Below are 24,051 nucleotides of genomic sequence, written 5' to 3' on the forward strand. Positions count from 1 at the left end.
CAGCACGGAAGCAACGGTAGCGATCCCGTATCGCCGCCTCGGCTCCCGGCACTGCGGACCTCGCAACATCCGTTGCAGGCCTGGCGAGACCGGAATTGGCTATCCATCAACCATCCGTTCTCACAAAGGCTATCCATGGTATCCATCGGTACCCCCTTGCTGTGGTCGGCGTTCGCCGGCTTCGTCATCATCGCCCTGCTGATCGACTTCTTCGCGCTCAACCGCCAGGGCACCCACAAAGTCACCATGCGCGAGGCCGCCATCTGGTCGGCCATCTGGGTGGCGGTCAGCTTCGTGTTCGTCGGCCTGCTCTGGTGGGGCCTGGGCGGCCTGGGCGACGATGCGGCCGCGCGCGCGCTGGCCAACGACAAGGCGCTGGAGTTCATCACCGGCTACCTGGTCGAGAAGGCGCTGGCGGTGGACAACATCTTCGTCTTCCTGATGCTGTTCACCTATTTCGCCGTGCCGGCCGAGTTCCAGAAGCGCGTGCTGATGATCGGCATCCTGGCCGCCCTGGTGCTGCGCGCCATCCTGATCCTGATCGGCGCCTGGATGATCGCGCAGTTCCACTGGATCATGTATGTGTTCGGCGCCTTCCTGGTCTTTACCGGCATCAAGATGTGGTGGGCCGCCGGCCAGGAGCCCGACCTGGAAACCAACCCGGCGCTGCAATGGGTGCGCAAGCGCGTGAAGATCGCGCCGGACTACGACGGCGAACGCTTCTTCACCCGCATCGACGGCAAGAAGATCGCCACGCCCATGCTGCTGGTGGTGCTGCTGATCGGCATCGTGGACGTGGTCTTCGCGGTCGATTCGATCCCGGCCATCTTCGCGATCACGCTCGATCCGTTCATCGTGCTGACTTCCAACGTCTTCGCCATCCTGGGCCTGCGCGCGCTGTACTTCCTGCTGGCCGGCATGCACGAGCGCTTCCACCTGCTGCCCTACGGCCTGGCGCTGGTGCTGGTGTTCATCGGCACCAAGATGCTGCTGATCGACCTGTACAAGATCCCGGTGGCATGGTCGCTGCTGGGCACGGTGTCCATCCTGGCCGTCACCATGATCCTGTCGGTGATGGTTCCCGCCAAGAGCGGCGAGAAGACGGGCGGCGCCTATCCATTCAGCGGCAAGCGCGAAGGCCAGCGCCCGGCCGACAGGCAGCACTGAGCACGCGGCCCGGGCGCGCCGGCTAGGCTGCCGGGCCGCGCCCGGCCTGGCGCATGACTTCCAGGAAAGCGCCGATGGCCGGGTTGCCGTTGTCCGGGTGCCGGGCCGCCACCAGGGCGGCCCGCATCGCGCCCGGCCCCCTGATGCCGATATAGGCCAGCACGTCCATGCGCATGCGCGCCAGCGAGGCCGGCACCACGGCCGCGCCCATGCCCGCCTCGACCAGCAGCAGGATCGTCGGGATCATGCTTTCCTGCACGATGTCGGCCGGCTTGCCGGCCGCCTCGATCATCAGGCGCAATACCTGGCTGAAGTAGCGCGAGCGGCTGCGCGCATAGCCGACCAGGGGCAGCGCCAGCACCTGCTCCATCGTGACCCAGCGCCGCCGCGCCAGCGGATGGTCGCGCCGTAGCGCCAGCACCATGGGCTCGTCGTACACCGGCTCGGGCGCCAGGTCGGCGTCGGCAAAAGGCGGGCGCAGCAGCGCCAGGTCCAGCCGGCGCGTATGCAGCGCCTCGGGCATTTCGCTGGAATTCATCTCCTGCAGATCGACCAGGATGCCTGGATAGCGCTGGCGAAACCCCAGCAGGGCCTGCGGCAGGTTCGAATAGGCCGAACTGGGCGTCAGGCCGATGAGCAGCTGCCCCGTCTGGCCCTTGGCGGCCTGGCGTACCGCCCGCACCATCGCATCGCTATCGTCGGCCAGGCGCTTGATGCGCCGGTGCAGCTCGGCCCCCGCGGCGGTCAAGCGCACGCTGCGCGTGGTGCGCTCGAGCAGCTTGACCTCCAGCAGTTCCTCCAGGCGGCGCACGCTCTGGCTCAGGGGCGGCTGGCTCAGGTGCAGCCGTTGCGCGGCGCGCCCGAAATGCAGTTCGTCGGCCACCACGGCAAACACCTGCAGCAAGCGGCTATCGATCATGATTATGTCGCCGGACAAATCAATATCAAAGAAAGACAGTATTAGACAACACAATACCGGCTTCCTAAGATGCCCCCTAGCCATCACCGGCGTCCGTCAACCAACAAAAGGGGAACATCATGCCCGCCCATACCCATCCGGTCCGCCTGCTTGCCGGCATCCTGGCCGCCGGCGTCCTGGCCGCCGCCAGCGCCGGGGCAGCCGCCCAAGCGTCCTACCCCTCGCAGCCCATCACCTTCGTCGTGCCCTATGCCGCCGGCGGCAGCTCGGACACGCGCGCGCGCCAGCTGGCGCAAAAGCTCTCCGCCTCGCTGGGCGTATCGGTGATCGTCGACAACAAGCCCGGCGCCAGCGGCAACATCGGCACGGGCCAGATCGCCAACGCCAAGCCGGACGGCTACACCATCGGACTGGGCAATTTCGCGCCCATGGCGGTCAACGCCGCGCTCTATACGCTGAACTTCGATCCGGTCAAGGACCTGGCGCCCATCGCGCTGATCGAACGCGGACCGCTGGCGCTGGGCGTGAGCCGCCAATCGCCCTATGCCGACGCCGACGCGCTGGTGCGGGACGCCAAGGCCAACCCGGACAAGCTGAACTACGCCTCGACCGGCGCGGGCAGCGCCTCGCACCTGGGCACCGAGCTGCTCAAGAGCCTGGCGGGCTTTCACGCCACGCACGTGCCCTATCGCGGCGGCGCGCCCGCGGTCAACGACCTGATCGCCGGCAACGTCGATTTCTACGTCGAGCTGCCCAGCCTGTTCCTGCCCCACGCCAGCGGCGCTGCGCCGCGCATCAAGATGCTGGCGCTGGCCTCGGACAATCGCGTGCCGGGCCTGCCGGACGTGCCCACGTTCAAGGAACTGGGCCTGCCGGGCATGGTGATGTCCAACTGGTTCGGCGTCGTCGCGCCGGCCGGCGTGCCCCAGGAAATCATCCAGACCCTGAACGAACACATCAACCAGGCCCTGCAGGCCCCGGACTACCGCAAGATCGTGGAATCGCAGGGCGGCGAAGTGGCAGGCGGCTCGCCGCAGGACTTCAAGGCCTTCATCGCCAGCGAGAGCGAACGCTGGCGCCAGTTGATCGCGCAGCAGAACATCAGTGTGCAATAACCCCGGCGGGCCGCCACGGCCCGCGGCCTCGCCTATCCGGCGCGCCGCCGCGCACGCCGGATGCACTGTCTGGAACACCATGTCCCTGAAAGCGACGTCCGACCCTTCCCTGCCCGCGCCGGCCGGCCCGCCCGCCGATGCCGGCCCCATGTGCCTGGACGCCCTGCTGGGGCGCGTGCGCGCGGCCGACGAGCAGCTGCGCGCCTGGACCTGGCTGGGGCGCCCCGCCGGCGCCGTACCCGGCACATCCGTCGCCAGCCCGCTGGCCGGCGTGCCCTTCGGGGTCAAGGACGTCATCGACGTGGCGGGCATGCCGACGCGTTCGGGGTCGCCGGCGACCCCGAGCGAGCCCAAGCCGCTCGATGCCACCTGTGTCCTGCTGCTCAGGCAGGCCGGCGCCGTGCCCATCGGCAAGACCGTGACGGCCGAATTCGCCTATTCGGCGCCCGGCCCCACGCGCAACCCCCACAATCCGGCCCACACGCCGGGCGGCTCGTCCAGCGGCTCGGCCGCCGCGGTGGCCGCGGGCATGGTGCCCTTCGCGTTGGGCACCCAGACCGGCGGCTCGATGATCCGGCCCGCCGCCTTTTGCGGCGTGGTCGGCTTCAAGCCCAGCTTCGGCAGCGTCCCGCGCCAAGGCATGCATGTGCTGTGCGAAACCCTGGATACCATCGGCTGGTTCGCCGATGGCGTAGGCCGGGCGGCCGAGATCGCCCAGGCGCTGATGCCGCGGACCTTGGCGCCGCCCGTGGGCGGCCGCCCCGCGCGCGTGGCCGTGCTGCCCTGCCAGGCCCTGTCGCCGCTGAGCCCTGCGGCCGCGCAGGCCTTGCGATCCGCCCAGGATGCCCTGGCCCGGACCGGGGCCAGCCTGAGCACCCATGCCTGCGACCAGGCGCTGCAGGAACTGCTGTTCCTGCACACCCGGATCATGAACGCCGAACTGGCGCACGGCCTGCTGCCCACGCTGGCGGTGCACGGGCCGCAACTGAGCGCCGCGCTGCGCCAGGCCTTGCAAGAAGGCCTGGCCATCTCCCACGCCCAATACATGGACCTTCAGCGCCGGCGCAGTGCGCTGGCCGCGCGCTGGCGCGAACGTTTCGAGCAGTACGATTTCATCCTGACACCCAGCGCGCCGGGCGAAGCGCCCGCCGGCCACGCCTCCACCGGCTCGTCCGTGCTCAACCGGGTCTGGTCGCTGCTGGGCTGGCCCTGCGTACACCTGCCCACCGGCTGGGGCAGCCACGGCATGCCGGTAGGCGTGCAGTGGGTGGGCCAACCGGAGCAGGACCACGAACTGCTGGCCTGGGCGCATGCCCTGCACGGCGCGCTGGACCAGCGCCAAGGGCACGCGCGCCCCTAGCCGTCCCTGGGATGGCGCCGGGCCCGCTTGCGCGCCAGGCTGACCACCAGCGCAGGCACGCCGGCAACCAGCAGCACGAAGCCCGCGGCCAGCAGCCCGTTATGGCCAGTGGACATTCCGAAGGCGGCCAGTACGAAGCCGCCCAGCAGCAGCGCGATGGCGACGATGGCAAATCCGTTCATGCATGGGGCTCCGACGTTGCATGAAACCATTATGCCCAGGCGCCCCGGCCCGCTTGTATCAGGAAGGCAGCGATGGTGAGCATCGGATGCGGCGGGCCGGCCCGCCCGCCGCCGCGGCGTCGGTACAATCGCGGCACCCCCGTCCCCCGACCGACCTGGAAAAAAGCGTGCGTCTTGCCACCTGGAACATCAATTCCCTGAAAGTCCGACTGCCGCAGGTGCTGGCCTGGCTGCAGGCCAACCCCGTGGACGTGCTGTGCCTGCAGGAGCTCAAGCTCACCGACGAGAACTTCCCGCTGTCGGCCTTTACCGACATGGGCTACCACGCGGTATGGACCGGGCAAAAAACCTATAACGGCGTGGCCATCATCGCCCGCGAAATGCCGCAGGACACCGTGCGCGACATCGGCAACTACACCGATGCGCAGCGCCGCGTCATCGCGGCCACGCTGCCCTCGCCGGCTGGCGAGATCCGCGTGGTCTGCGTGTATTGCCCCAACGGCCAGGCCGTGGCCAGCGAGAAATACGAATACAAGCTGGCCTGGTTCCTGGCCCTGCGCCAGTGGCTGCGCGAAGAACTGGTGCGCTATCCGCGCCTGGCCGTGCTGGGCGACTACAACGTCGCGCCGGCCGACGAGGACGTGCACGACCCGGCCAAATGGGAAGGCCAGGTGCTGTGCTCCGAACCCGAGCGCAAGGCGCTGCGCGACCTGCTGGACCTGGGGTTCAGCGATGCCTTCCGCCTGTTCGAGCAGCCGCCCAAGTCCTTCAGCTGGTGGGATTACCGCATGCTGGGCTTTCGCCGCAACGCGGGGCTGCGCATCGACCACATCCTGCTGTCCGAGCCGCTGCGCCAGGCCTGCAGCGCCTGCGTGATCGACAAGGGCCCGCGCGGCAACGAGCAGCCTTCGGACCACGCGCCGGTCGTCGCCACGCTGGATTTTTGACGGCCCGAGCCGCCGGCGCACCGGGTCACGCTATATAACCAAAGGAAATCCAGTCAGCATTTAATATTGTTTGTCGAAACAAAGGCGTCCTTGATACCGTGTCGGCATATTGCTATGCAAAGTCTCTTATACGGAGTCCGACCATGAACAAACCGCTGCGTGCCCTGCTGATCGCGGGCCTGCTGCCCTTCGCCGCCCTGGGCACGGCCCAGGCCCAGTCCGAGCTGGACGCCATCGAGCGCGCCGGCGTCATCAAGATCGGCACCGAAGGCACCTACGCCCCGTTCACCTACCACGACGGCGCCAACGGCCTGACGGGGTTCGACGTGGAAATCGGCCGCGCCATCGCCGAGAAGCTGGGCGTGAAGGCCCAGTTCGTCGAGGGCAAATGGGACGGCCTGATCGCCGGGCTGGACGTCAAGCGCTACGACGTGGTCATCAACCAGGTGGGCATCACCGATGCCCGCAAGGCCAAGTACGACTTCTCGGATCCGTACATCACCTCGCCGGCCGCGCTGATCGTGCGCAACGATAACGACAGCATCAAGACCTTCGAGGATCTCAAGGGCCGGCGCTCGGCCAATACCCTGACCAGCAACTTCGGCCAGCTGGCCCAGCGCTACGGCGCGCAGATCGTGCCGGTGCAGGGCTTTAACGAGTCCGTGGACCTGCTGCTCTCGCGCCGGGTCGAGGCCACCGTCAACGACAAGCTGTCGTACCTGGACTTCAAGAAGCAGAAACCCGATGCGCCGGTCAAGGCCGTGGCCTATGCCCAAGGCCAGGACCTGAACGCCTCCGGCGTGCTGATGCGCAAGAACAATCCCGAGCTGCGCGAGGCCATCAACAAGGCCCTGGCCGAGATCCGGCAGGACGGCACCTACAAGCGGATCTCGGAAAAATACTTCGGCGTCGATCTGTCGGCCGAACAGTAAGCTTCCGGCCGGCGCACAAGCATGCAGGACACGACATGGATGCCCGGCTGGCTGCAACTGATGGCCGACTCGTTCTGGCCGCTGCTGCAGGCCGGGCTGAAGTTCACCGTGCCGCTGACGCTGCTGTCCTTTGCGGCCGGCCTGGCGCTGGCTTTCGTGGTGGCCCTGATCCGGCTGTTCGGGCCGCGCCCGCTGGTGCTGCTGGTGCGCTTCTACGTCTGGCTGGTCCGCGGCACGCCTCTGCTGGTGCAGCTGTTCGTCATCTTCTACGGCCTGCCCACGCTGGGCATCGTGCTCGATCCCCTGCCCGCCGCGCTGATCGGCTTCACGCTGAACGTGGGCGCCTATAACTCGGAGGTCATCCGCGCGGCGATCGAGTCCATCCCCAAGGGCCAATGGGAGGCCGCCTATTCGCTGAGCATGACGCGCGCGCAGGCCATGCGCCGCACCGTGCTGCCCCAGGCCGCGCGCGTGGCCGTGCCGCCGCTGGCCAACTCCTTCATTTCGCTGGTCAAGGATACCTCGCTGGCGGCGGTCATTACTGTGCCCGAGGTGTTCCAGGCCGCCCAGCGCATCGCCGCCGTCACCTACGAGCCGCTGGTGCTGTACCTGGAGGCGGCGCTGATCTACCTGGTGTTCTGCTCGGTGCTCTCGGCCCTGCAAAGCCGGCTCGAGCGCCGCTACGGCCAGCACGCCGTCTTTGCCGGGAGGCTGCGATGATCCGGCTGCAAGGCATCGTCAAAAGCTTCGACGGCAATCCGGTGCTGCGCGAGGTGGACGTGGACATCGCCGAAGGCAGCGTGACCGCGCTGGTCGGCCCCTCGGGCAGCGGCAAGAGCACGCTGCTGCGCTGCGTGAACCTGCTGGAGGTGCCCGAGGCCGGCACGCTGCGGCTGGGCGACGTGCAGGTGCGCTTTCGCGCCGATGCCCGGCCGCCGCGCGAGACCGTGCAGCAGATGCGCCGCCAGACCGGCATGGTGTTCCAGAACTTCCAGCTCTTTCCGCACCAGAGCGCGCTGGACAACGTCATGGAAGGCCTGGTCACGGTGCAGAAGTGGGACAGGCCGCGTGCCCGCGCCCGGGCCATGGAATTGCTGGAGAAGGTCGGCATGGCCGCCAAGGCCGACGCCTGGCCGGCCACCTTGTCGGGCGGGCAGCAGCAGCGCGTGGCCATCGCGCGGGCCCTGGCGCCCTCGCCGCGCGTCATGCTGTGCGACGAGCCCACCTCGGCGCTGGACCCCACCCTGGCCGGCGAGGTGGTGGAAGTGCTGCAGCAGCTGGCCGCGGAAGGCATGACCATGCTGATGGCCACCCACGACCTGCGCCTGGCCGCCAGCATCGCGCAGCAGGTCATCTTCCTGGAAGGCGGCACGGTGGTCGAGGCCGGCGCGCCGCGCCAGGTCTTCACGCAGCCGCGCGACGCGCGCACGGCGGCCTTCGTCTCCACCCTGACGCAAAGCGTGCTGCCGGCCGACTGGGGCATGAACGGCCGATAAGGCGATGACCGGCGTTTGCCGGGCCCAGGAACGGCGGCGCAAAAACATGCTATACTTTTGCGTCTTTGGGGCGGTAGCTCAGCTGGGAGAGCGTCGCGTTCGCAATGCGAAGGTCGGGAGTTCGATCCTCCTCCGCTCCACCATTTCAAGTTCCGGAGTGATCCAGAGAAGTGTGGCGTTAAGCATTATGTCTTATTCTCCGGCAGCTTTATGCTTAACCCCACAAGAAGCTCAAAACAGCGCCCTAAGGCGCTGTTTTTGTTTGGGTTTACGGCTGCGGTCGTCTCCCTATTTCCATTGACTGCTAGCGCGTCGTGGGGGTAATTCTGTGCGTGCCTTCTAGACGCACGAGAGTCTTGGAGTTTTCCTGAGCTATTGATAACCGATGAGAACTCAATGAAGCCCGATCATCAATACATCGTCGTCCTGCCGCATGCCAGTGAGTTTCCCGAGCCGATGACATTGAAGAAGGGGGATTGGGTTTCGGTTGGCGAACTATACGACGGCCCCGAAAGTTGGCCCGGTTGGTATCTCTGTACGGCGCCAGGGCAGGCGGCTGGCTTCGTGCCGGAGCAAATCCTTGATCGACATGCCGATGGGACCGGCACGATGCTGGAGGATTTCACCAATCGGGAGCTCAATGTCGCGGAAGGCGAGTTGCTATATGGCGCGCGCCGATTGAACGGCTGGCTATGGGCAACCCGTATCTCTGATGGCGCGACAGGATGGGTGCCTCTCGACAACATACGCGCCGCCGGTTCGGGATCCTGAATAGCTCATTGCTGGGGACTGTCGGAAATTCTGTGTGTGAGCCGGTTGATGAAGGCGAAGAACGGCGTGATGGCCTCCCAGTTGCGCCGTCAGCTTTGGACAAGTGAACGTCCATCTCGGCGTTGAGCATGCGCTTGGCCAAGGCCTTGTTCAGATCTCCGATCAGTCCCGAGGAATCGAGAGCCGTCTTCGGATCTCGCCCTGCCAGCAGGCTATCGAGCAATTCGGCCGGGAACGGCCAAGCGTCTTTCTTCGCCATACGTCCTTCCTTGCCCAGCGGGCAGTGTATGGCTCAAACACAGAAATTCCGACACTCCCCCATCGACCCGGCATGCACAAGGACAGACTGATGCTTAAAGAAGCACCCTCCTGCCTAAACCGCCACCAGCGCAAGAAGTTGCGCCCTGGCGGCGCCGCGTGCGGAAGTCGCTTCAGACGTGGCCGACCAACCAAATCGGAAGCCACGCGCTCACAAGCCCGATGCGGTGATTAGTGGCCTCATTCGCCGCACATGACGCGGAGAATGATTTGCCCTTGCGGCGAGTTGGGTGTTTAATCTCCGCATGAATAGCGGAGAAAAATGCTACATCTGGCAGGCCGACGACTGGCCGAAGTGGCGCTACGACCTGTCGGCGCTCGCTGGGCCGTTGACCGAGGTCAGCCGCGCCCAAGGCGTGCTGCTGGGCCGGCTGGCCGACGTCGGGCTGGTGCTGCGCGGTCAGGCCAGCCTTGCCGCGCTGACGGAGGACGTGGTCAAGACCAGCGAAATCGAAGGCGAAGTGCTGAACGTGGAATCGGTGCGCTCGTCCATCGCTCGGCGTCTGGGCGTGGACATCGGCGCGGTGGCACCGGTGGATCGGCACGCCGAAGGCGTGGTCGAGATGGTGCTTGACGTCACCTCCCAGAGCGCCGAGCCACTGACCGCCGAGCGCTTGTTCGGCTGGCACGCGGCGCTGTTCCCGACCGGCTACTCCGGCATGAGCAAGCTCACCGTGGGCCAGTGGCGCGACGATGCGGCCGGGCCGATGCAAGTGGTGTCCGGGCCGGTGGGGCGACGCAAGGTTCACTTCCAGGCTCCGCCCGCCGACGTGCTGCCTACCGAGACGGCGCGGTTTTTGGCATGGGCCAACGCGGACACGGGCGAGCCTGCGCTCGTCAAGGCAGGCCTCGCGCATCTGTGGTTCGTGACGCTGCACCCTTTCGACGATGGCAACGGCCGCATCGCCCGCGCCGTGGGCGACCTGTTCCTGGCCCGCGCCGATGGCAGCCCGCAACGCTTCTACAGCCTGTCGGCCCAGATCCAGCGCGAACGCAAGGACTACTACGACGTGCTGGAGCGCACGCAGAAGGGCACGCTCGACGCCACCGGCTGGTTGTCGTGGTTCCTTGGCACGCTCGGGCGCGCCGTCACCAGCGCGCAGTCAACGCTGGACGCCGTGCTGGTCAAGGCGCGTTTCTGGCAACGCTGGGCAGGTACGCCGCTGAACGAACGGCAGGTGAAGCTGCTCAACCGCCTGCTCGACGGCTTCGAGGGCAAGCTCACCAGCAGCAAGTGGGCCGCCATCGCCAAGTGCTCGCCCGACACCGCGCTGCGCGACATCACGCAGTTGCTGGAGTTGGGCGTGTTGAAAAAAACGCCGGGCGGCGGACGCAGCACCGGCTACGAGCTGGCGGGCCAGTAGGCCGGTGGCGCGGATGCAGCGGTCAGACGGCAGCGATGCCAAGGCCTGTGCAACGATCTGCGTTGCTCCCCCGGATCAAGCTGCGCGTGGATGCCGGGATGACGACATCTGATGCTCTTGCCCAAGTGGCTCCGCTTGCGGTTGAAGGTCCAAGGCTTTCTTGCGTCTACAGGGCCGCGGGCTGAACAAGTCAGGAACGACGCCGCCAAGGCTTGAGCGTGTGCAGATCCAGCAGCGTGAACCGGCCGCTGTCTTGCCATCCGCCCGTATCGATGTAGTAGACGTTGCCGAGCTGCGCCGGCTTGCGCAGCGTCATATGCCCATGGACCACTGCACGCACATTGCGGACAGGCTGGACATATTTCATCCGATAGCGGTCTATGGACCACAGGCAGGCATCCTCATCCTGCTGGCTGAAGGCAGCGCCGTGGATGGCTTGCCAATCGTCATAGGGAAAGTCGGCATGAACCAGGCCGACGAGGCCCTGCGCCGTTTCCACCTCGATGGCCAACGGCAAGGCGCCCAGGCGGGCCGCGATACGCGACTGGGTATCGCTATCGCAGGCGTCCAGCCAAGCGCCTCCATGAGCAAGATGATCGATGTCCGGGATCGGGTCGCTCATTGCCCGCCGCAGCGTCATCAGCTCGTGATTGCCACGGATGGCATGAAACCAGGGGCGGTCCAGCCACGCCAGGACATCGAGAGACTCCGGCCCACGGTCCACCAGGTCTCCTACGGAAAACAATCTGTCGCGTTCAGGCGAAAACCCGACGGCCGTCAGTGCGGCCCCCAGCCGGCTGAAATGGCCGTGGATGTCGCCCACGGCAAAGTCACGCCCCTGGGCGTTCAAGCAAAAGCGTCGAACCCGGGCGTTTCCAGTTCGCATATAGGCGTTTATTGAGTCCACCAAGCGTATTATCGGCCCGATCGCAGCCCTGTCGCCTGGAGCAGATCGGCCCGCCCCTGCCCGAGTTTGCGGCGCAAATACAACAGGCAGCCCCGGCCGGAATAGGGCGAAAAAAAACCATTTCGTAACCATGCGGTAAAACCCGCATGCTTGGCCGGCGCCCCCGCCCGCCTGGGCTTTTCGCCCTTGGCCCGAGAGGGCGGATGCGCCGGCCCAGGGCGTGGCGGCCCCCCTTTTTGATGCGCCTGAATACCGGTGCGAGTTTCTTTTTGTAGCATCGTTATTCTTTCCTCACATCCTGACGGGCTGTCCTAAAATGGCCTTGATCCATAATCCATTCAAACCTGGGCAAACGCCCGCGGCCCAGCACGCGAGCCCCGTCCAGGCATGAAGAGATCACGCAAGCCTCAATAAGGAAGACGAAATGATGAAGATGCGCAAATTGCCCGCCGCCCTACTGGCTGCCACCGCGGGCCTGGTCGCCACCGCCGGTGTGGCGCAAGCGGAAACCTCGGTGACCCTGTACGGTATCGTCGATGTGGGCATCGGTTATCAGAAGATCAAGGGCCAAGGCGTGAACAACAGCCGCACCGGCCTGATCGACGGCGTCAACAGCGGTTCGCGCTGGGGCCTGCGCGGCTCGGAAGACCTGGGCAACGGCAACCGCGCCATCTTCCAGCTGGAAAGCGGCTTCAACCCCCGCACCGGCCGCTCGGCCCAAGGCGGCCGCCTGTTCGGCCGCCAGGCCACCATCGGCCTGGCCGGCGACTCCTGGGGTCAGCTGACCGCCGGTCGCCAGACCAACGTCACTTCGCAGTTCTTCTCCAGCATCGACCCGTTCGCCGCGTCGTTCGGCCAGTCGAACATCGGTTCGGTCTTCTCGCAAGCCAACACGCTGCGCTATGACAACCTGATCCAGTACATCACCCCCAGCTTCGGCGGCTTCCAGGCCGGTATCGGCTACTCCTTCGACATCGGCGAGGACAGCCTGGCGGGCGATCTGGGCGACGATTCGAACACCTGGGCCACCGGCAACAAGACCCGCGCCATCACCGGCGGCGTGCGCTATGCCAACGGCCCGCTGAACCTGGCGGCCACGGCCGACTACCTGAACCCGCCCAACAACGCCACCGGCGGCAAGGGCCCGACCCGCACCTTCGGCTGGATGGTCGGCGGTTCGTACGACTTCGAAGTGGTCAAGCTGGCGCTGGCCTATGGCCAGACCGAAGACGGCTGGTTCGGTTCGCCCGGCCTGCAAAGCGGCCAGTCCTTCACCCTGCCCGGCGGCGGTTCGGCCGGCAACTACTTCGGCCTGGCCAACGGCAAGGACGTGAACAAGTCCAAGGTCAAGTCCTACCTGGTCGGCCTGTCGGCCCCCGTGGGCCCCGGCAGCCTGTTCGGTTCGTGGCAGCGCGCCGATCCCAGCAACGACAACCTGACCGGCGACGACGCCACGATGAACATCTACAGCCTGGGCTACACCTACGACCTGTCCAAGCGCACCAACCTCTACGCCTACGGTTCGTATGCGAAGAACTGGGCGTTCCTGGACGACGTCAAGAGCACCGCCGTGGGCGTGGGCGTGCGTCACCGCTTCTAAGCCAGTGCCCGGCCCGGGCGCTTGCCCGGGCCGTCCGGTCTGCCAGACGGAACCCCACGGCTGGCAGACCGCAGAACCGGGCGGCATCGCAAGATCCGCCCTCGGAAAAGCCGCTTGCCAGGAAGCGGCTTTTCTGTTTTTTGCCGCCGGGCCGCCCCAGGGCAAGAACGGCCCTCTCGGTAAGCAGCAAGCCGAATTTTCCTTTCGTGACACATGGCGCGCCGCCATTCGCGTAGCCTCTAGGCTTATCCCGCCGCCCCCGGCGCCAAGCCCGAAGAAGAGCTTGCATGTCCTCCCTTCCCCGTTCCCGGCAGGCTGGGCCAGCCTGGCAAGGCCAGCAACGCTACCTGGCCGTGCGCGCATACAGCCTGGCCCTGGCCGCCCCGCTTTCCCCCGAAGACCAGTGCGTGCAGTCGATGCCGGACGCCAGCCCCACCAAATGGCACCTGGCGCATACCACCTGGTTCTTCGAGACCGTCATCCTGCAGCCCCATCTGCCCGGCTACGCCGTGTTCGATCCGCACTTTCACTACCTGTTCAACTCGTACTACGAGGCGCTGGGGCCGCGCCATCCCAGGCCGCTGCGCGGCCTGCTGACGCGGCCTGCGCTGCAGGAGGTCCTTGCCTACCGCCAGCACGTGGATGCGGCGATGCAATCCTTGCTGCAGGACGCCGGCCCGGGCCTGTGGGCCCAGCTGGCCGGCGCGCTGATGCTGGGCCTGCAGCACGAGCAGCAGCACCAGGAGCTGATGCTGACCGACATCCTGCATGCCTTGTCATGCAATCCCCTGCTGCCCGCCTACCGGCCCGAGGACGAGCCGGCGGTGCGGCGCGCCGGCGAGCCCGACCCGATCCGCTGGGTCGAGCATCCGGGCGGGCTGGCGCAAGTGGGCGGCGAGACGGCTGCCGAAGGCTTCGTCTTCGATAACGAAACCCCGCGCCACACGGTGCTGCTGCATCCGCATAAGCTGGCCCACCGGCTGGTCAGCAACGCCGAATACGCCGCCTTCATCGCCGACGGCGGCTACGAGCGGCCCGAGCTATGGCTCTCGGACGGCTGGGCGATGGTGCAGCGCGAAGGCTGGCGCTGTCCGCTTTACTGGCTGCGGCACGACGATCCCCGGCTGCAGGGCCGCTCGCCCGGGCCGGGCTGGCATGTCTACGGCCTGGACGGGGTGCAGCCGCTGCGCCCGGAACAGCCCGTCTGCCACCTGAGCTTCTACGAGGCGGCCGCCTATGCCGAATGGGCCGGCGCGCGCCTGCCCACGGAGTTCGAATGGGAGGCGGCTTTCGGCGCGCCGGGCCTGGCCGGCATGAGCGGCCAGGTATGGCAATGGACGCGATCGTCCTACGACCCGTATCCGGGCTTCAGGCCGCTGCCGGGCATCGCCGCCGAATACAACGGCAAGTTCATGGTGGGCCAGATGGTGCTGCGCGGCAGCAGCCTGGCCACGCCCCCGGGACATTTCCGGCCGAGCTACCGCAATTTCTTTCCACCTGCCGCCCGCTGGCAGTTCAGCGGCCTGCGCCTGGCGCGCGACGCCTGAACCAGCCGGCGCGTTTGGCCTTGCCGCCAGGAGCCATCGACCATGACGCCCGTCCAAGCCCTTGCACGCGGCCCCGCCGCCGCAGCCAGCGATTTCGAAACCGACCTGGTGCAGGCCCTGTCCAGCAGCCCGCGCAGCATCGCGCCCAAGTATTTCTACGACAGCCGGGGCTCGGCGCTGTTCGACCGCATCTGCGAGCTGCCCGAGTACTATCCCACCCGCACCGAACTGGCCATCCTGCACGCTCAGGCCGGGGTCATCGCCGAGCTGCTGGGCTCGCCGGTGGACCTGGTGGAATTCGGCGCGGGCTCGCTGACCAAGGTGCGCATCCTGCTGGATGCCCTGGCGCGGCGCGGCGCGCAGGTGCGCTACGTGCCCATCGACATCGCCGGCGAGCATCTGCAGCGCTCGGCGCAAGACCTGCGCCGGCAATATCCCGGCCTGCAGGTGCTGCCGGTGATCGCCGACTATACCCAGCCCTTTGCCTTGCCCGCCCCGCTGCCGGGCTGCCGGCGCGTGGGCTTTTTCCCCGGCTCGACGCTGGGCAATTTCCCGCCCGGCCAGGCCCGGGCGTTCCTGGCCCAGTCCGCACGCCTGCTGCGCGGCGGCGGCCTGCTGCTGGGGGTGGACCTGCTCAAGGATCCGGCCATGCTGCATGCGGCCTACAACGATGCCCGGGGCGTGACGGCCCAGTTCAACCTGAACCTGCTGCGCCGCGCCAACGAAGAGCTGGGCGCGGACTTCGACCTGCAGGGCTTTGCCCATTACGCGCTGTACCAGCCGCAGGCGCGGCGCATCGAGATGCACCTGGTCAGCCTGCGCCGCCAGAGCGTGACCGTGGCCGGCCGGCGCTTCGCGTTCGAGCCCGGCGACACGCTGCATACGGAGAACTCGTACAAGTTCACGGTGCAAGGGCTGCGCGAGCTGGCGCGCGAGGCGGGCCTGCAGCCGGGGCCGGCGTGGACCGACCCGCAGGCGCTGTTCAGCGTGCACTGGCTGCGGGCGCCGGCCGACGCCGGCCAGGCTAGGACTTGAGCCGGTAGCCGGTCTTGAAGATCCAGCGCAGCACCAGGATGCACGCCAGCATGAAGGCCAGGGTCATGCCCACGCTGATGCCCACGCTGACGTCCGAGACGCCGTAAAAGCTCCAGCGAAAGCCGCTGACCAGGTAGACCACCGGGTTGAGCAGCGTGAGCTTCTGCCAGAACGGCGGCAGCATGTCGATGGAATAGAAGCTGCCGCCCAGGAAAGTCAGGGGCGTGACGATGAGCATGGGCACGATCTGCAGCTTCTCGAAGCCCTGCGCCCACACGCCGATGATGAAGCCGAACAGGCTGAAGGTGACGGCCGTCAACAGCAGGAACAAGGCCATCCACAGCGGGTGCTCGATGCTGAAGGGCACGAACAGCCGCGCCGTGCACAGCATGATGGTGCCCAGGATGACCGACTTGGTGGCGGCCGCGCCCACGTAGCCGATCACGATCTCCAGGTAGGAGATCGGCGCGGACAGGATCTCGTAGATGGTGCCCGAGAACTTGGGCATGTAGATGCCGAACGAGGCATTGGAGATGCTTTCGGTCAGCAGCGAGAGCATGATCAGGCCCGGCACGATGAAGGCGCCGTAGCTGATGCCGTCGATCTCGATCATGCGCGAGCCGATGGCCGAGCCGAACACCACGAAATACAGCGAGGTGGAGATCACCGGCGAGGCGATGCTCTGCATCAGCGTGCGCCAGGTGCGCGCAAGCTCGAACAGGTAGATGGCGCGGATGCCGTGCAGGTTCATGAGGGCTTCTTCAATAGATCGACAAAGATTTCTTCCAGCGAGCTTTGCGAGGTGCGCAGGTCCTTGAACTCGATGCCCAGCTCCTGCATGCGCCGCAGCAGCTCGGGGATTTCGCTGCGCTCGCCCGCGCCGTCGTAGGTGTAGACCAGCGCGTGCCCGTCCCCGGTCAGCTCCAGCGCGAAGCCGGCCAGCGCATCGGGTACGGCCTGCAAGGGCTCGCGCAGCTCCAGCGCGAGCTGCCGCTTGCCCAGCTTGGCCATCAAGGCCGCCTTGCTCTCGACCAGGATGATCTCGCCCTGGCGGATCACCCCGATGCGGTCGGCCATTTCCTCGGCTTCCTCGATGTAGTGCGTGGTCAGGATGATGGTCACGCCCTCTTCGCGCAGCCGCCGCACCATGTCCCACATGCCGCGGCGCAGCTCGACGTCCACGCCCGCCGTGGGCTCGTCCAGGAACAGGATCTGCGGTTCGTGCGACAGCGCCTTGGCGATCATCACCCGGCGTTTCATGCCGCCGGACAGCGACATGATGCGCGCGTCCTTCTTGTCCCAGAGCGACAGGTCGCGCAGGACCTTCTCGATATGGGCGGGATTGGCCGGCTTGCCGAACAGCCCGCGGCTGAAGCTGACCGTGTTCCACACGCTTTCGAAGGCATCGGTGGTCAGCTCCTGCGGCACCAGGCCGATGCGCGAGCGCGCAGCGCGGTAGTCCTTGACGATATCGTGGCCATCGGCATGCACCGTGCCTTCGCTGGCGTTGACGATGCCGCAGATGATGCTGATCAGCGTGGTCTTGCCGGCACCGTTCGGGCCCAGCAGCGCGAAGATCTCGCCGCGGTGGATGTCCAGGTCGATGCGCTTGAGCGCCGCATGCCCGGAGGCGTAGGTTTTGGAAAGGTTCTTGACTGAGATGACCGGCTGCACGCAGCCTCCTTGGAACGCCCGGGGCCAGGCGCGCCGACATGCGCCTGCGGATCCCGGATATAAGCCTGGCGGGAATTATAGGCATTCCGTTATGAAATTCGCGCAGCAACCCTGCGCGCTGCCAGGGATAATTATTCCGGTATACAAAAATTGTGCATTATCGTTTAATGCTGCTTGCGCCCCGCCCGGGTGCCTGTGTCCGCCCGCCGTTTGCGCCGTCCGTCTTTCCTGCCCGCCCGATGCCATGACGCCTTCCGCCGCCCTTGCCGCCGCCCGCCAGTTGCTGGACCGCTCGGACGAGCTGGCCCGCCACACCGACGTGCCGGGAGAGCTGACCTGCACCTACCTGGGCCCGGCCCACCTGGCCGTGGCCCGGCAGCTGGCGCACTGGATGGGCCAGGCCGGCTTCGACAGCGTGCGCATCGACGCGCTGGGCAACGTGGCGGGCCGTTACCGGGGCCGCGCCGCGGCCGGCCGGCAGGCGCCCTGCCTGGTCACCGGCAGCCACTACGACACCGTGCGCAACGGCGGCAAGTACGACGGCCGCCTGGGCATCCTGGCCGGCATCGCGCTTGTACAGGCCTTGAGCGAGGCGGGCCTGCGGCTGCGGCACGACCTGGAAGTGGTCGCCTTCGCCGAGGAGGAAGGCGTGCGCTTTGGCAGCACCTTCCTGGGCTCCTCGGCCTACGCCGGCTGCTTCGACACGGCCCTGCTCGATCGCCGCGACGCCCAGGGCACGACGCTGGCGCAGGCCATCGTCCAGGCCGGCCGCGACCCGCAGGCCATCGCCCAGGCGGCGGCGCCGCCCGGCGGCATTGCCCACTATTTCGAGATCCACATCGAACAAGGCCCGGTATTGCTGGATCTGGACGCGCCGGTGGGCGTGGTCGGCGCGATCGCCGGCAGCGTGCGCCGGCGCCTGCGCCTGGCGGGCCAGGCCGGGCACGCGGGCACCACGCCCATGCGGCTGCGCCGCGACGCGGCCTGCGCGGCCGCCGAGATCGCCCTGTACGTCGAATCGCGCTGCGGCGCGCAGCAGGGCCTGGTGGGCACGGTGGGCCAGCTGGAAGTGCCCGGCGGCTCGGTCAACGTCATCCCCGGCCTGTGCACGCTCAGCCTGGACGTGCGCGCCGCCGATGACAAGCTGCGCGACGCGGCCCTGGCCGACATCGAGGCCCATGTCGCGCAGGTGTGCGCGCGGCGTGGCGTGCAATGCCGGGCCGAGGAGCTGCTGCGCGCGCCCGCAGCCGCCTGCGATCCGGCCGGACAGGCGGCCTGGGCCGGCGCCATCGCGGCCCAGGGCCTGCCGGTGCACACCCTGGTCTCGGGGGCGGGGCACGACGCCATGATGATGGCGCGCGTCGCGCCCATCAGCATGCTGTTCGTGCGCTGCGGGGCGGGCGGGATCAGCCATCATCCCCAGGAAACCGTCAGCCAGGCCGACGTGGCCGCGGCGCTGGCCACGGCCTGGGCTTTCCTACACGAGGTGGACGGCGGGCCGGGCGCCCCGGCCTGCTAAGCGTCCTGGCCGTCCTGCGCGCCCAGCAGGTCCGCCAGGGCCAGCGCCACCACCCGCGTGGCGCGGTACAAGTCGTTCAGCCGCAGGTTCTCGTCCGAATTGTGGCCGCGCGCCTCCAGCAGGCTGGCCGGCCCGGCGCCATAGAGCACGGTGGGAATGCCGGCCTGCGCATAATGCCGGGCATCGGTATAAAGCGGCACGCCATGCACCGGGATCTGCCGGCCGAACACGGCGGCCGCCCGCGCGCGCAGCGCCTCGATGAGCGGGCGCGCGCCCGGCAGCTCGGCCAGCGGCCGCGCCAGCAGCACGCGCTCGCAAGCCACGGTGATGCCCGGGCGTTGGGCCGCGGCCGCCTCGATCAGGCTGCGCAGCTCGCCTTCGGCATCGTGGTCCGCCTCTTCGGGAATCATGCGCCGGTCGAGCCGGAAGACCACCTGGTCGGGCACCACGTTGGTATTGATGCCGCCCTGGATCAGCCCCACCGTCAGGCCCGGCGTATCGATGCCTGGAGTGGCCGAGCGCCTGGCGGCCAGGCGCGCGCGGAAATCGTAGAGCGCGCGCAGGATGTGCGTGGCGGCCTCCAGCGCATCGACGCCCGTATGGGGCATGGCCGCGTGCGCCTGCCGGCCGTTGACCGTCACCTGCAGGTGCAGGCAGCCGTTGTGCGCCGAGGTGATGCCATAGGAGAAGCCCGCCGACAGTGCGTAATCGGGCTTGCTCAGGCCCTGCTCCAGCAGCCAGGCCGGGCCGATCTGGCCGCCGGTTTCCTCGTCGTAGGTAAAGTGCAGCTCGATGGCGCCGCGCAGCGCGGCGCCCTGCGCATGGGCCTGGCGCAAGGCCAGCGCGGCCCAGGTATAGGTGGCGAAATCGGACTTGGACACCGCCACCCCGCGCCCGTACATGACCGGTCCGTGGACCGGATCGTCCTGGACCTGCGCGCCATAGGGGTCATGGCGCCAGCCCTGGCCCGGCGGCACCACGTCGCCGTGCGCGTTCAGCGCGATGGTGGGCCCGCCCTGCCCGAACTGCAGGCGCACCACCAGGTTGGTGGCCGAGCGCATGCCCGCGGCCAGCACCAGCGCGGGCGGCACCGGATAGGCCTGCACCGCCAGGCCCAGCTGCTCGAGCAACGCCTGGGCGCGCCGGGCATGCGCGGCGCAATCGCCGGGAGGGTTGTCCGAGGGAACACGCACGAGTTCGGCCAGGAACGCGGTTTGCTGGGCCTGCTGGCCGGCCAGGTAGCCGTCGATGACGGCCTGGATATCGAAAGACATGGATAAAGGCGCGGAAGCCGCCGCGCAACGGCGGAAAAACGACGGTGGAAGGAGGACCCGGGCGGGGGAATCTAGCGCACTGTAGTGGATGTAATTTTTGTATGCAATAGCGGTGCCGCATTTTTGGTTAGACTACGTCCATCATGAGCGCCCGCCCCACTCCGAATTCGGACATCAGCGCCGAGCAGATCGCGCTGAATATTTCCTCGGCCATCGTCGGCCACCGCCTGCCGCCCGGCACGCGCCTGCGCGAGGAAGCGCTGGCGCGGGCCTACGGCGTAAGCCGCACCAAGGTGCGCGCCGCGCTGCTGATGCTTTCCAAGGACAAGCTGATCCGCACCGTGCCCGAGAAAGGCGCCTTCGTGAGCAAGCCCAGCGCGGCCGAGGCGCGCGAGGTGTTCTCGGTGCGGCGCATCCTGGAGGCCGCGCTGGCGCGCGAATTCGTGGCGCGCGCCAAGCCGGCCGACTACCGCCGGCTCGAGCAGCACCTGCGCCAGGAACGGCGCGCCGTGACCGGACCGGACGCGCGCCTGCGCAACGGCCTGCTGGCCGACTTCCATATCCTGCTGGCCGAGGTGGTGGGCAACTCGGTGCTGACCGAAATGCTGCGCGACCTGTCCGCGCGCAGCGCCGTCATCACGGCGCTGTACCAGTCCACGCTGGACGCGGTGTGCTCCTCGGACGAACATCATGCCTTCCTGAAGGCCGCCAAGGCGGGCGATGCCGACGGCGCGGTGGCCTTGATGCTGGAGCACCTGCACCACGTCGAGGATGCCCTGGATTTCTCGGACGAAGGCAAGGCCGGCGACGCCGACCTGGTGATGGCCTTGTTGACGTAGCCCGCCCCCGAGGCGCTCTGGCGCGGGCGCGCCTGCTCGGTGCGCGGATGCGCCGGCACGGTGCGTGCGCACCATGATGGACGGGTCCTGGGGTGCACGAGCTCTGCCTGCACTGGCTGCCCTGCCGTGCAAGCAGGCCGGCACAGCGTCGCCCGCATGACTGGCATGCCGATTGCTTCGTTATGTTTTGTATACCGGATTGGTGTGCACGACTAACCGCGCAGTCCAGGAGAAACCCAATGCGACGCAGAACCCTGCTTTTGTCCGCCCTCGCCGCCGTGGCGATGCTGGCCAGCCCCCTCGCCCGGGCCGACGCCCTGCAGGACATCATGAAGGCAGGCACGCTCAAGGTGGCCGTGCCCCAGGACTTCCCGCCTTTCGGCTCGGTCGACGCCAGCCTCAAGCCGCAAGGCTACGACATCGATACCGCCGCGCTGATCGCCCAGCGCATGGGCGTGAAGCTGGAACTGGTGCCGGTGACCAGCGCCAACCGCATTCCCTTCCTGCAGACCCGCAAGGCCGACCTGGTGATCTCCAGCCTGGGCAAGAACCCGGAGCGGGAAAAGGCCATCGACTTTTCCGACGCCTACGCGCCCTTCTTCAACGGCGTATTCGGGCCGGCGGACCTGAAGGTCGAGCGCGCCGAGGACCTGGCCGGCATGACCGTGGGCGTGACGCGCGGCTCGGTCGAGGACATCGAGCTGTCCAAGATCGCCCCGTCCACGGCCACCATCCGCCGCTACGAGGACAACAACGGCACCATCACGGCCTTCCTGTCGGGCCAGGTGCAGGTGGTGGCCACGGGCAACGTGGTGGCGGCCGCCATCCTGGCCAGGAACCCGCCCAAGAAGCCCGAGACCAAGTTCCTGATCAAGAACTCGCCCTGCTATATCGGGCTGAACAAGGGCGAGACCGCCCTGCAGGCCAAGGTCAACGAGATCCTCGCGCAGGCCAAGCAGGACGGCTCGCTCAACGCCATCGCGCTCAAATGGCTGGGCGAAGGGCTGCCCGCCGGTCTTTGAGGGGCGCGCGCACGTGGGCTACGTATTCGCCTTCGACGCCATCCTGGACTATTGGCCCGTGCTGGCCAAGGGCGTGGGCCTGACGCTGCTGCTGATCGCGGTGGGCGGGACCGGCGGCCTCGCCCTGGGCCTGCTGTGCGCCTGGATCCGCAGCTTCGCCGCGCCCTGGCTGCGCGCGCCGGTGGCGGCCTATGTCGAACTGATCCGCAACACCCCTTTCCTGATCCAGCTGTTCTTCATCTTCTTCGGCCTGCCGGCCGCGGGCGTGCAGCTGGGCGAGCTGCAGGCCGCCTGCCTGGCCATGATCGCCAACCTGGGCGCCTACAGCGCCGAAATCATCCGCGCCGGCATCCAGGCCACCCCGCGCGGCCAGTACGAGGCCGGCGCCAGCCTGGCGATGTCGCGCCTGCAGGTCTTTCGCCACGTCGTGCTGGCCCCGGCCATGGCGCGCATCTGGCCGGCCCTGTCCTCGCAGGTGGTGATCGTGATGCTGGGCTCGGCCGTGTGCTCGCAGATCGCGGTCGAGGAACTGAGCTTTGCCGCCAACTTCATCCAGTCGCGCAATTTCCGCGCCTTCGAGGCCTACTTCGTGGTCACCGCCATCTACCTGGCGCTGGCGCTGCTGGTGCGCCAGTGCCTGGCCCTGCTGGGCCGCCAACTGTTCCGGGGGCCTGGCCTGTGATCGAGTTTTCGCACTGGGACATCGCCCGCAACCTGATGCTGGCCGCGCGCTGGACCGTCGTGCTGTCGCTGGCGGCCTTCGCCGGCGGCGCGGTGCTGGGCGCCGTCCTGCTGTGGCTGCGCAGCGCGCGCGTGCCCGCGCTGCGGCGCGTGGCCATCCTGTACATCGAGATATTCCAGGGCACGCCGCTGCTGATGCAGCTGTTCCTGGCCTTTTTCGGCATGGCGCTGCTGGGCATGCAGGTGCCGGCCTGGCTGGCGGCGGGCACGGCGCTGGTGCTGTGGTCGGCGGCCTTCCTGGCCGAGATCTGGCGCGGCTGCGTGCAGGCCATCGCCAAGGGCCAGTGGGAAGCCTCGGCCAGCCTGGCGATGGGCTATACGCAGCAGCTGCGCTACGTCATCCTGCCGCAGGCCCTGCGCATCGCCGTGGCGCCGACCGTGGGTTTCGCCGTGCAGATCGTCAAGGGCACGGCCTTGACCTCGATCATCGGCTTTACCGAACTGTCCAAGGCCGCCACCATCATCACCAACGCGACCTTCCAGCCCTTTACCGTCTACGCCTATACGGCGCTGTTCTACTTCGCGCTGTGCTGGCCCCTCTCGCGGCTGTCGCTGCGGCTGGAAAGGAGATTGCATGCCCCTCATCGCACTTGAAGACGTACGCAAGCGCTACGGCCCGAACGAAGTCCTCAAGGGCATCACCCTGCGCGTCGAGCCCGGCGAGGTGGTGGCCATCATCGGCAAGAGCGGCTCGGGCAAAAGCACCCTGCTGCGCTGCATCAACGGGCTGGAATCCATCGACGGCGGCTCGATCATGGTGGCCGATGCCAAGCTGGGCGAGACCGAGCTGCAGTTGCGCAACCTGCGCCTGAAGGTCGGCATGATCTTCCAGCAGTTCAATCTTTTTCCGCACCTGACCGTCGGGCGCAACGTCATGCTCTCGCCCATCGTCACCAGAAAGCTCGGCCAGGCCGAAGCCCAGGCGCTGGCCCGCGCCATGCTCGATCGGGTCGGGCTGGCGCACCGCTTCGACGCCTGGCCCGCCGAACTGTCCGGCGGCCAGCAGCAGCGCGTGGCGATCGCCCGGGCGCTGGCCATGCAGCCGATGGCGCTGCTGTGCGACGAAGTGACCTCGGCGCTGGATCCCGAACTGGTCAACGAGGTGCTGGGCGTGGTGCGCGCGCTGGCGGCCGACGGCATGACGCTGCTGATGGTCACGCACGAAATGCGTTTCGCGCGCGAGGTCTGCGACCGGGTGGTGTTCATGCACGAAGGACGCATCCACGAAGCCGGTCCGCCGCAAGAAGTCTTCAGCCGGCCCAGGACGGCCGAGCTGCGGCAGTTCCTGGGTATCGCGCCATAGCGCATGCGCCGCGGCCCCC

General features: G+C 67.6%; 24 protein-coding genes and 1 tRNA gene. 19 read left to right on the plus strand and 6 right to left on the minus strand.

Annotated elements, in window-relative coordinates; all coding sequences use genetic code 11:
* The first annotated feature begins 135 nt into the window (after window positions 1-135).
* The gene (locus tag V8Z80_RS01005) at window positions 136-1,167 is read left to right on the plus strand and encodes a TerC family protein (protein ID WP_336060729.1); all 1,032 of its coding nucleotides are present in this window, start codon (window positions 136-138) and stop codon (window positions 1,165-1,167) included.
* A gap of 22 nt (window positions 1,168-1,189) precedes the next feature.
* Here V8Z80_RS01005 and V8Z80_RS01010 read toward each other — a convergent pair whose 3' ends face one another.
* Window positions 1,190-2,086, minus strand: a complete 897-nt coding sequence (locus V8Z80_RS01010) for a LysR family transcriptional regulator (protein WP_336060730.1) — start codon at window positions 2,084-2,086, stop codon at window positions 1,190-1,192.
* Between the two features lie 119 nt (window positions 2,087-2,205).
* Here V8Z80_RS01010 and V8Z80_RS01015 point away from each other — a divergent pair, with 119 nt between their 5' ends.
* Both V8Z80_RS01015 and V8Z80_RS01020 read left to right on the plus strand, forming a co-directional pair.
* Window positions 2,206-3,201: a Bug family tripartite tricarboxylate transporter substrate binding protein gene (locus tag V8Z80_RS01015; protein ID WP_336060731.1), complete on the plus strand. Its 996-nt coding sequence runs from the start codon at window positions 2,206-2,208 to the stop codon at window positions 3,199-3,201.
* A 79-nt stretch (window positions 3,202-3,280) separates the two neighbouring features.
* Window positions 3,281-4,561, plus strand: coding sequence for an amidase (locus V8Z80_RS01020; RefSeq protein WP_336060732.1), 1,281 nt, complete (start codon window positions 3,281-3,283; stop codon window positions 4,559-4,561).
* On the opposite strand, the gene V8Z80_RS01025 is transcribed toward V8Z80_RS01020, so the two are convergent.
* Entirely contained in the window at window positions 4,558-4,743 is a 186-nt protein-coding gene (locus tag V8Z80_RS01025; RefSeq protein ID WP_155195416.1) for a hypothetical protein, read from the minus strand. The genes V8Z80_RS01020 and V8Z80_RS01025 overlap by 4 nt on opposite strands.
* A gap of 167 nt (window positions 4,744-4,910) precedes the next feature.
* On the opposite strand from V8Z80_RS01025, the gene xth reads away from it, so the two are divergent.
* From xth to V8Z80_RS01065, 7 genes are all read left to right on the plus strand, one after another.
* On the plus strand, window positions 4,911-5,690 hold the full coding sequence (xth, locus tag V8Z80_RS01030; protein WP_336060733.1) for an exodeoxyribonuclease III: 780 nt from the start codon (window positions 4,911-4,913) through the stop codon (window positions 5,688-5,690).
* Between the two features lie 143 nt (window positions 5,691-5,833).
* Window positions 5,834-6,622, plus strand: coding sequence for an amino acid ABC transporter substrate-binding protein (locus tag V8Z80_RS01035; protein ID WP_155195415.1), 789 nt, complete (start codon window positions 5,834-5,836; stop codon window positions 6,620-6,622).
* A gap of 39 nt (window positions 6,623-6,661) precedes the next feature.
* On the plus strand, window positions 6,662-7,342 hold the full coding sequence (locus V8Z80_RS01040) for an amino acid ABC transporter permease (protein ID WP_336060836.1): 681 nt from the start codon (window positions 6,662-6,664) through the stop codon (window positions 7,340-7,342).
* Complete coding sequence (locus V8Z80_RS01045; protein WP_336060734.1) at window positions 7,339-8,118, plus strand: amino acid ABC transporter ATP-binding protein; 780 nt, start codon at window positions 7,339-7,341, stop codon at window positions 8,116-8,118. The genes V8Z80_RS01040 and V8Z80_RS01045 overlap by 4 nt, the downstream gene beginning before the upstream one ends.
* A 67-nt stretch (window positions 8,119-8,185) precedes the next feature.
* A tRNA-Ala gene (locus V8Z80_RS01050) sits at window positions 8,186-8,261 on the plus strand.
* Window positions 8,262-8,514: 253 nt separating this feature from the next.
* The gene (locus V8Z80_RS01055) at window positions 8,515-8,889 is read left to right on the plus strand and encodes an SH3 domain-containing protein (RefSeq protein WP_336060735.1); all 375 of its coding nucleotides are present in this window, start codon (window positions 8,515-8,517) and stop codon (window positions 8,887-8,889) included.
* Between the two features lie 563 nt (window positions 8,890-9,452).
* The gene (locus tag V8Z80_RS01065; RefSeq protein ID WP_336060736.1) at window positions 9,453-10,571 is read left to right on the plus strand and encodes a Fic family protein; all 1,119 of its coding nucleotides are present in this window, start codon (window positions 9,453-9,455) and stop codon (window positions 10,569-10,571) included.
* A gap of 190 nt (window positions 10,572-10,761) precedes the next feature.
* Here the strand turns inward: V8Z80_RS01065 and V8Z80_RS01070 are convergent, their stop codons facing one another.
* Window positions 10,762-11,421: a metallophosphoesterase gene (locus tag V8Z80_RS01070; RefSeq protein WP_336060737.1), complete on the minus strand. Its 660-nt coding sequence runs from the start codon at window positions 11,419-11,421 to the stop codon at window positions 10,762-10,764.
* Between the two features lie 484 nt (window positions 11,422-11,905).
* Here V8Z80_RS01070 and V8Z80_RS01075 point away from each other — a divergent pair, with 484 nt between their 5' ends.
* The 3 genes from V8Z80_RS01075 to egtD all read left to right on the plus strand — a co-directional run bounded on the left by V8Z80_RS01075 (window position 11,906) and on the right by egtD (window position 15,660).
* The gene (locus tag V8Z80_RS01075; RefSeq protein WP_336060837.1) at window positions 11,906-13,078 is read left to right on the plus strand and encodes a porin; all 1,173 of its coding nucleotides are present in this window, start codon (window positions 11,906-11,908) and stop codon (window positions 13,076-13,078) included.
* Window positions 13,079-13,365: 287 nt separating this feature from the next.
* Window positions 13,366-14,625, plus strand: coding sequence for an ergothioneine biosynthesis protein EgtB (gene egtB, locus V8Z80_RS01080; RefSeq protein ID WP_336060738.1), 1,260 nt, complete (start codon window positions 13,366-13,368; stop codon window positions 14,623-14,625).
* Between the two features lie 42 nt (window positions 14,626-14,667).
* A complete protein-coding gene (gene egtD, locus V8Z80_RS01085; RefSeq protein WP_336060739.1) occupies window positions 14,668-15,660 on the plus strand; it encodes an L-histidine N(alpha)-methyltransferase in 993 nt (330 codons plus the stop codon).
* Here egtD and V8Z80_RS01090 read toward each other — a convergent pair.
* Together V8Z80_RS01090 and V8Z80_RS01095 are read right to left on the minus strand one after the other, a co-directional pair.
* On the minus strand, window positions 15,650-16,411 hold the full coding sequence (locus V8Z80_RS01090) for an ABC transporter permease (protein ID WP_155192335.1): 762 nt from the start codon (window positions 16,409-16,411) through the stop codon (window positions 15,650-15,652). The genes egtD and V8Z80_RS01090 overlap by 11 nt on opposite strands.
* Entirely contained in the window at window positions 16,408-17,334 is a 927-nt protein-coding gene (locus V8Z80_RS01095) for an ABC transporter ATP-binding protein (RefSeq protein ID WP_336060741.1), read from the minus strand. Before V8Z80_RS01095 ends, V8Z80_RS01090 begins: the two co-directional genes overlap by 4 nt.
* 244 nt (window positions 17,335-17,578) lie before the next feature.
* Here V8Z80_RS01095 and V8Z80_RS01100 point away from each other — a divergent pair, with 244 nt between their 5' ends.
* Complete coding sequence (locus V8Z80_RS01100) at window positions 17,579-18,853, plus strand: allantoate amidohydrolase (RefSeq protein WP_336060743.1); 1,275 nt, start codon at window positions 17,579-17,581, stop codon at window positions 18,851-18,853.
* On the opposite strand, the gene V8Z80_RS01105 is transcribed toward V8Z80_RS01100, so the two are convergent.
* Window positions 18,850-20,127 (minus strand): M20/M25/M40 family metallo-hydrolase, encoded by a 1,278-nt coding sequence (locus tag V8Z80_RS01105; protein WP_336060744.1) that lies wholly within the window; start codon window positions 20,125-20,127, stop codon window positions 18,850-18,852. The genes V8Z80_RS01100 and V8Z80_RS01105 overlap by 4 nt on opposite strands.
* Before the next feature lie 143 nt (window positions 20,128-20,270).
* Here V8Z80_RS01105 and V8Z80_RS01110 point away from each other — a divergent pair, with 143 nt between their 5' ends.
* The 5 genes from V8Z80_RS01110 to V8Z80_RS01130 all read left to right on the plus strand — a co-directional run bounded on the left by V8Z80_RS01110 (window position 20,271) and on the right by V8Z80_RS01130 (window position 24,032).
* Window positions 20,271-20,966: a GntR family transcriptional regulator gene (locus V8Z80_RS01110; protein WP_155192341.1), complete on the plus strand. Its 696-nt coding sequence runs from the start codon at window positions 20,271-20,273 to the stop codon at window positions 20,964-20,966.
* A gap of 239 nt (window positions 20,967-21,205) precedes the next feature.
* Window positions 21,206-21,988, plus strand: a complete 783-nt coding sequence (locus V8Z80_RS01115) for a transporter substrate-binding domain-containing protein (RefSeq protein ID WP_155192343.1) — start codon at window positions 21,206-21,208, stop codon at window positions 21,986-21,988.
* 13 nt (window positions 21,989-22,001) lie between these two features.
* Window positions 22,002-22,670: an amino acid ABC transporter permease gene (locus tag V8Z80_RS01120; protein WP_336060746.1), complete on the plus strand. Its 669-nt coding sequence runs from the start codon at window positions 22,002-22,004 to the stop codon at window positions 22,668-22,670.
* Window positions 22,667-23,323 (plus strand): amino acid ABC transporter permease, encoded by a 657-nt coding sequence (locus V8Z80_RS01125; RefSeq protein ID WP_336060747.1) that lies wholly within the window; start codon window positions 22,667-22,669, stop codon window positions 23,321-23,323. Before V8Z80_RS01120 ends, V8Z80_RS01125 begins: the two co-directional genes overlap by 4 nt.
* Window positions 23,304-24,032 carry an amino acid ABC transporter ATP-binding protein gene (locus V8Z80_RS01130; RefSeq protein WP_155192345.1) on the plus strand — a complete coding sequence of 243 codons (729 nt, stop codon included), beginning with the start codon at window positions 23,304-23,306 and terminating at the stop codon, window positions 24,030-24,032. Before V8Z80_RS01125 ends, V8Z80_RS01130 begins: the two co-directional genes overlap by 20 nt.
* Window positions 24,033-24,051 lie beyond the last annotated feature (19 nt).

The organism is Orrella sp. JC864 (assembly GCF_037026685.1).
Lineage (GTDB): Bacteria > Pseudomonadota > Gammaproteobacteria > Burkholderiales > Burkholderiaceae_B > Orrella.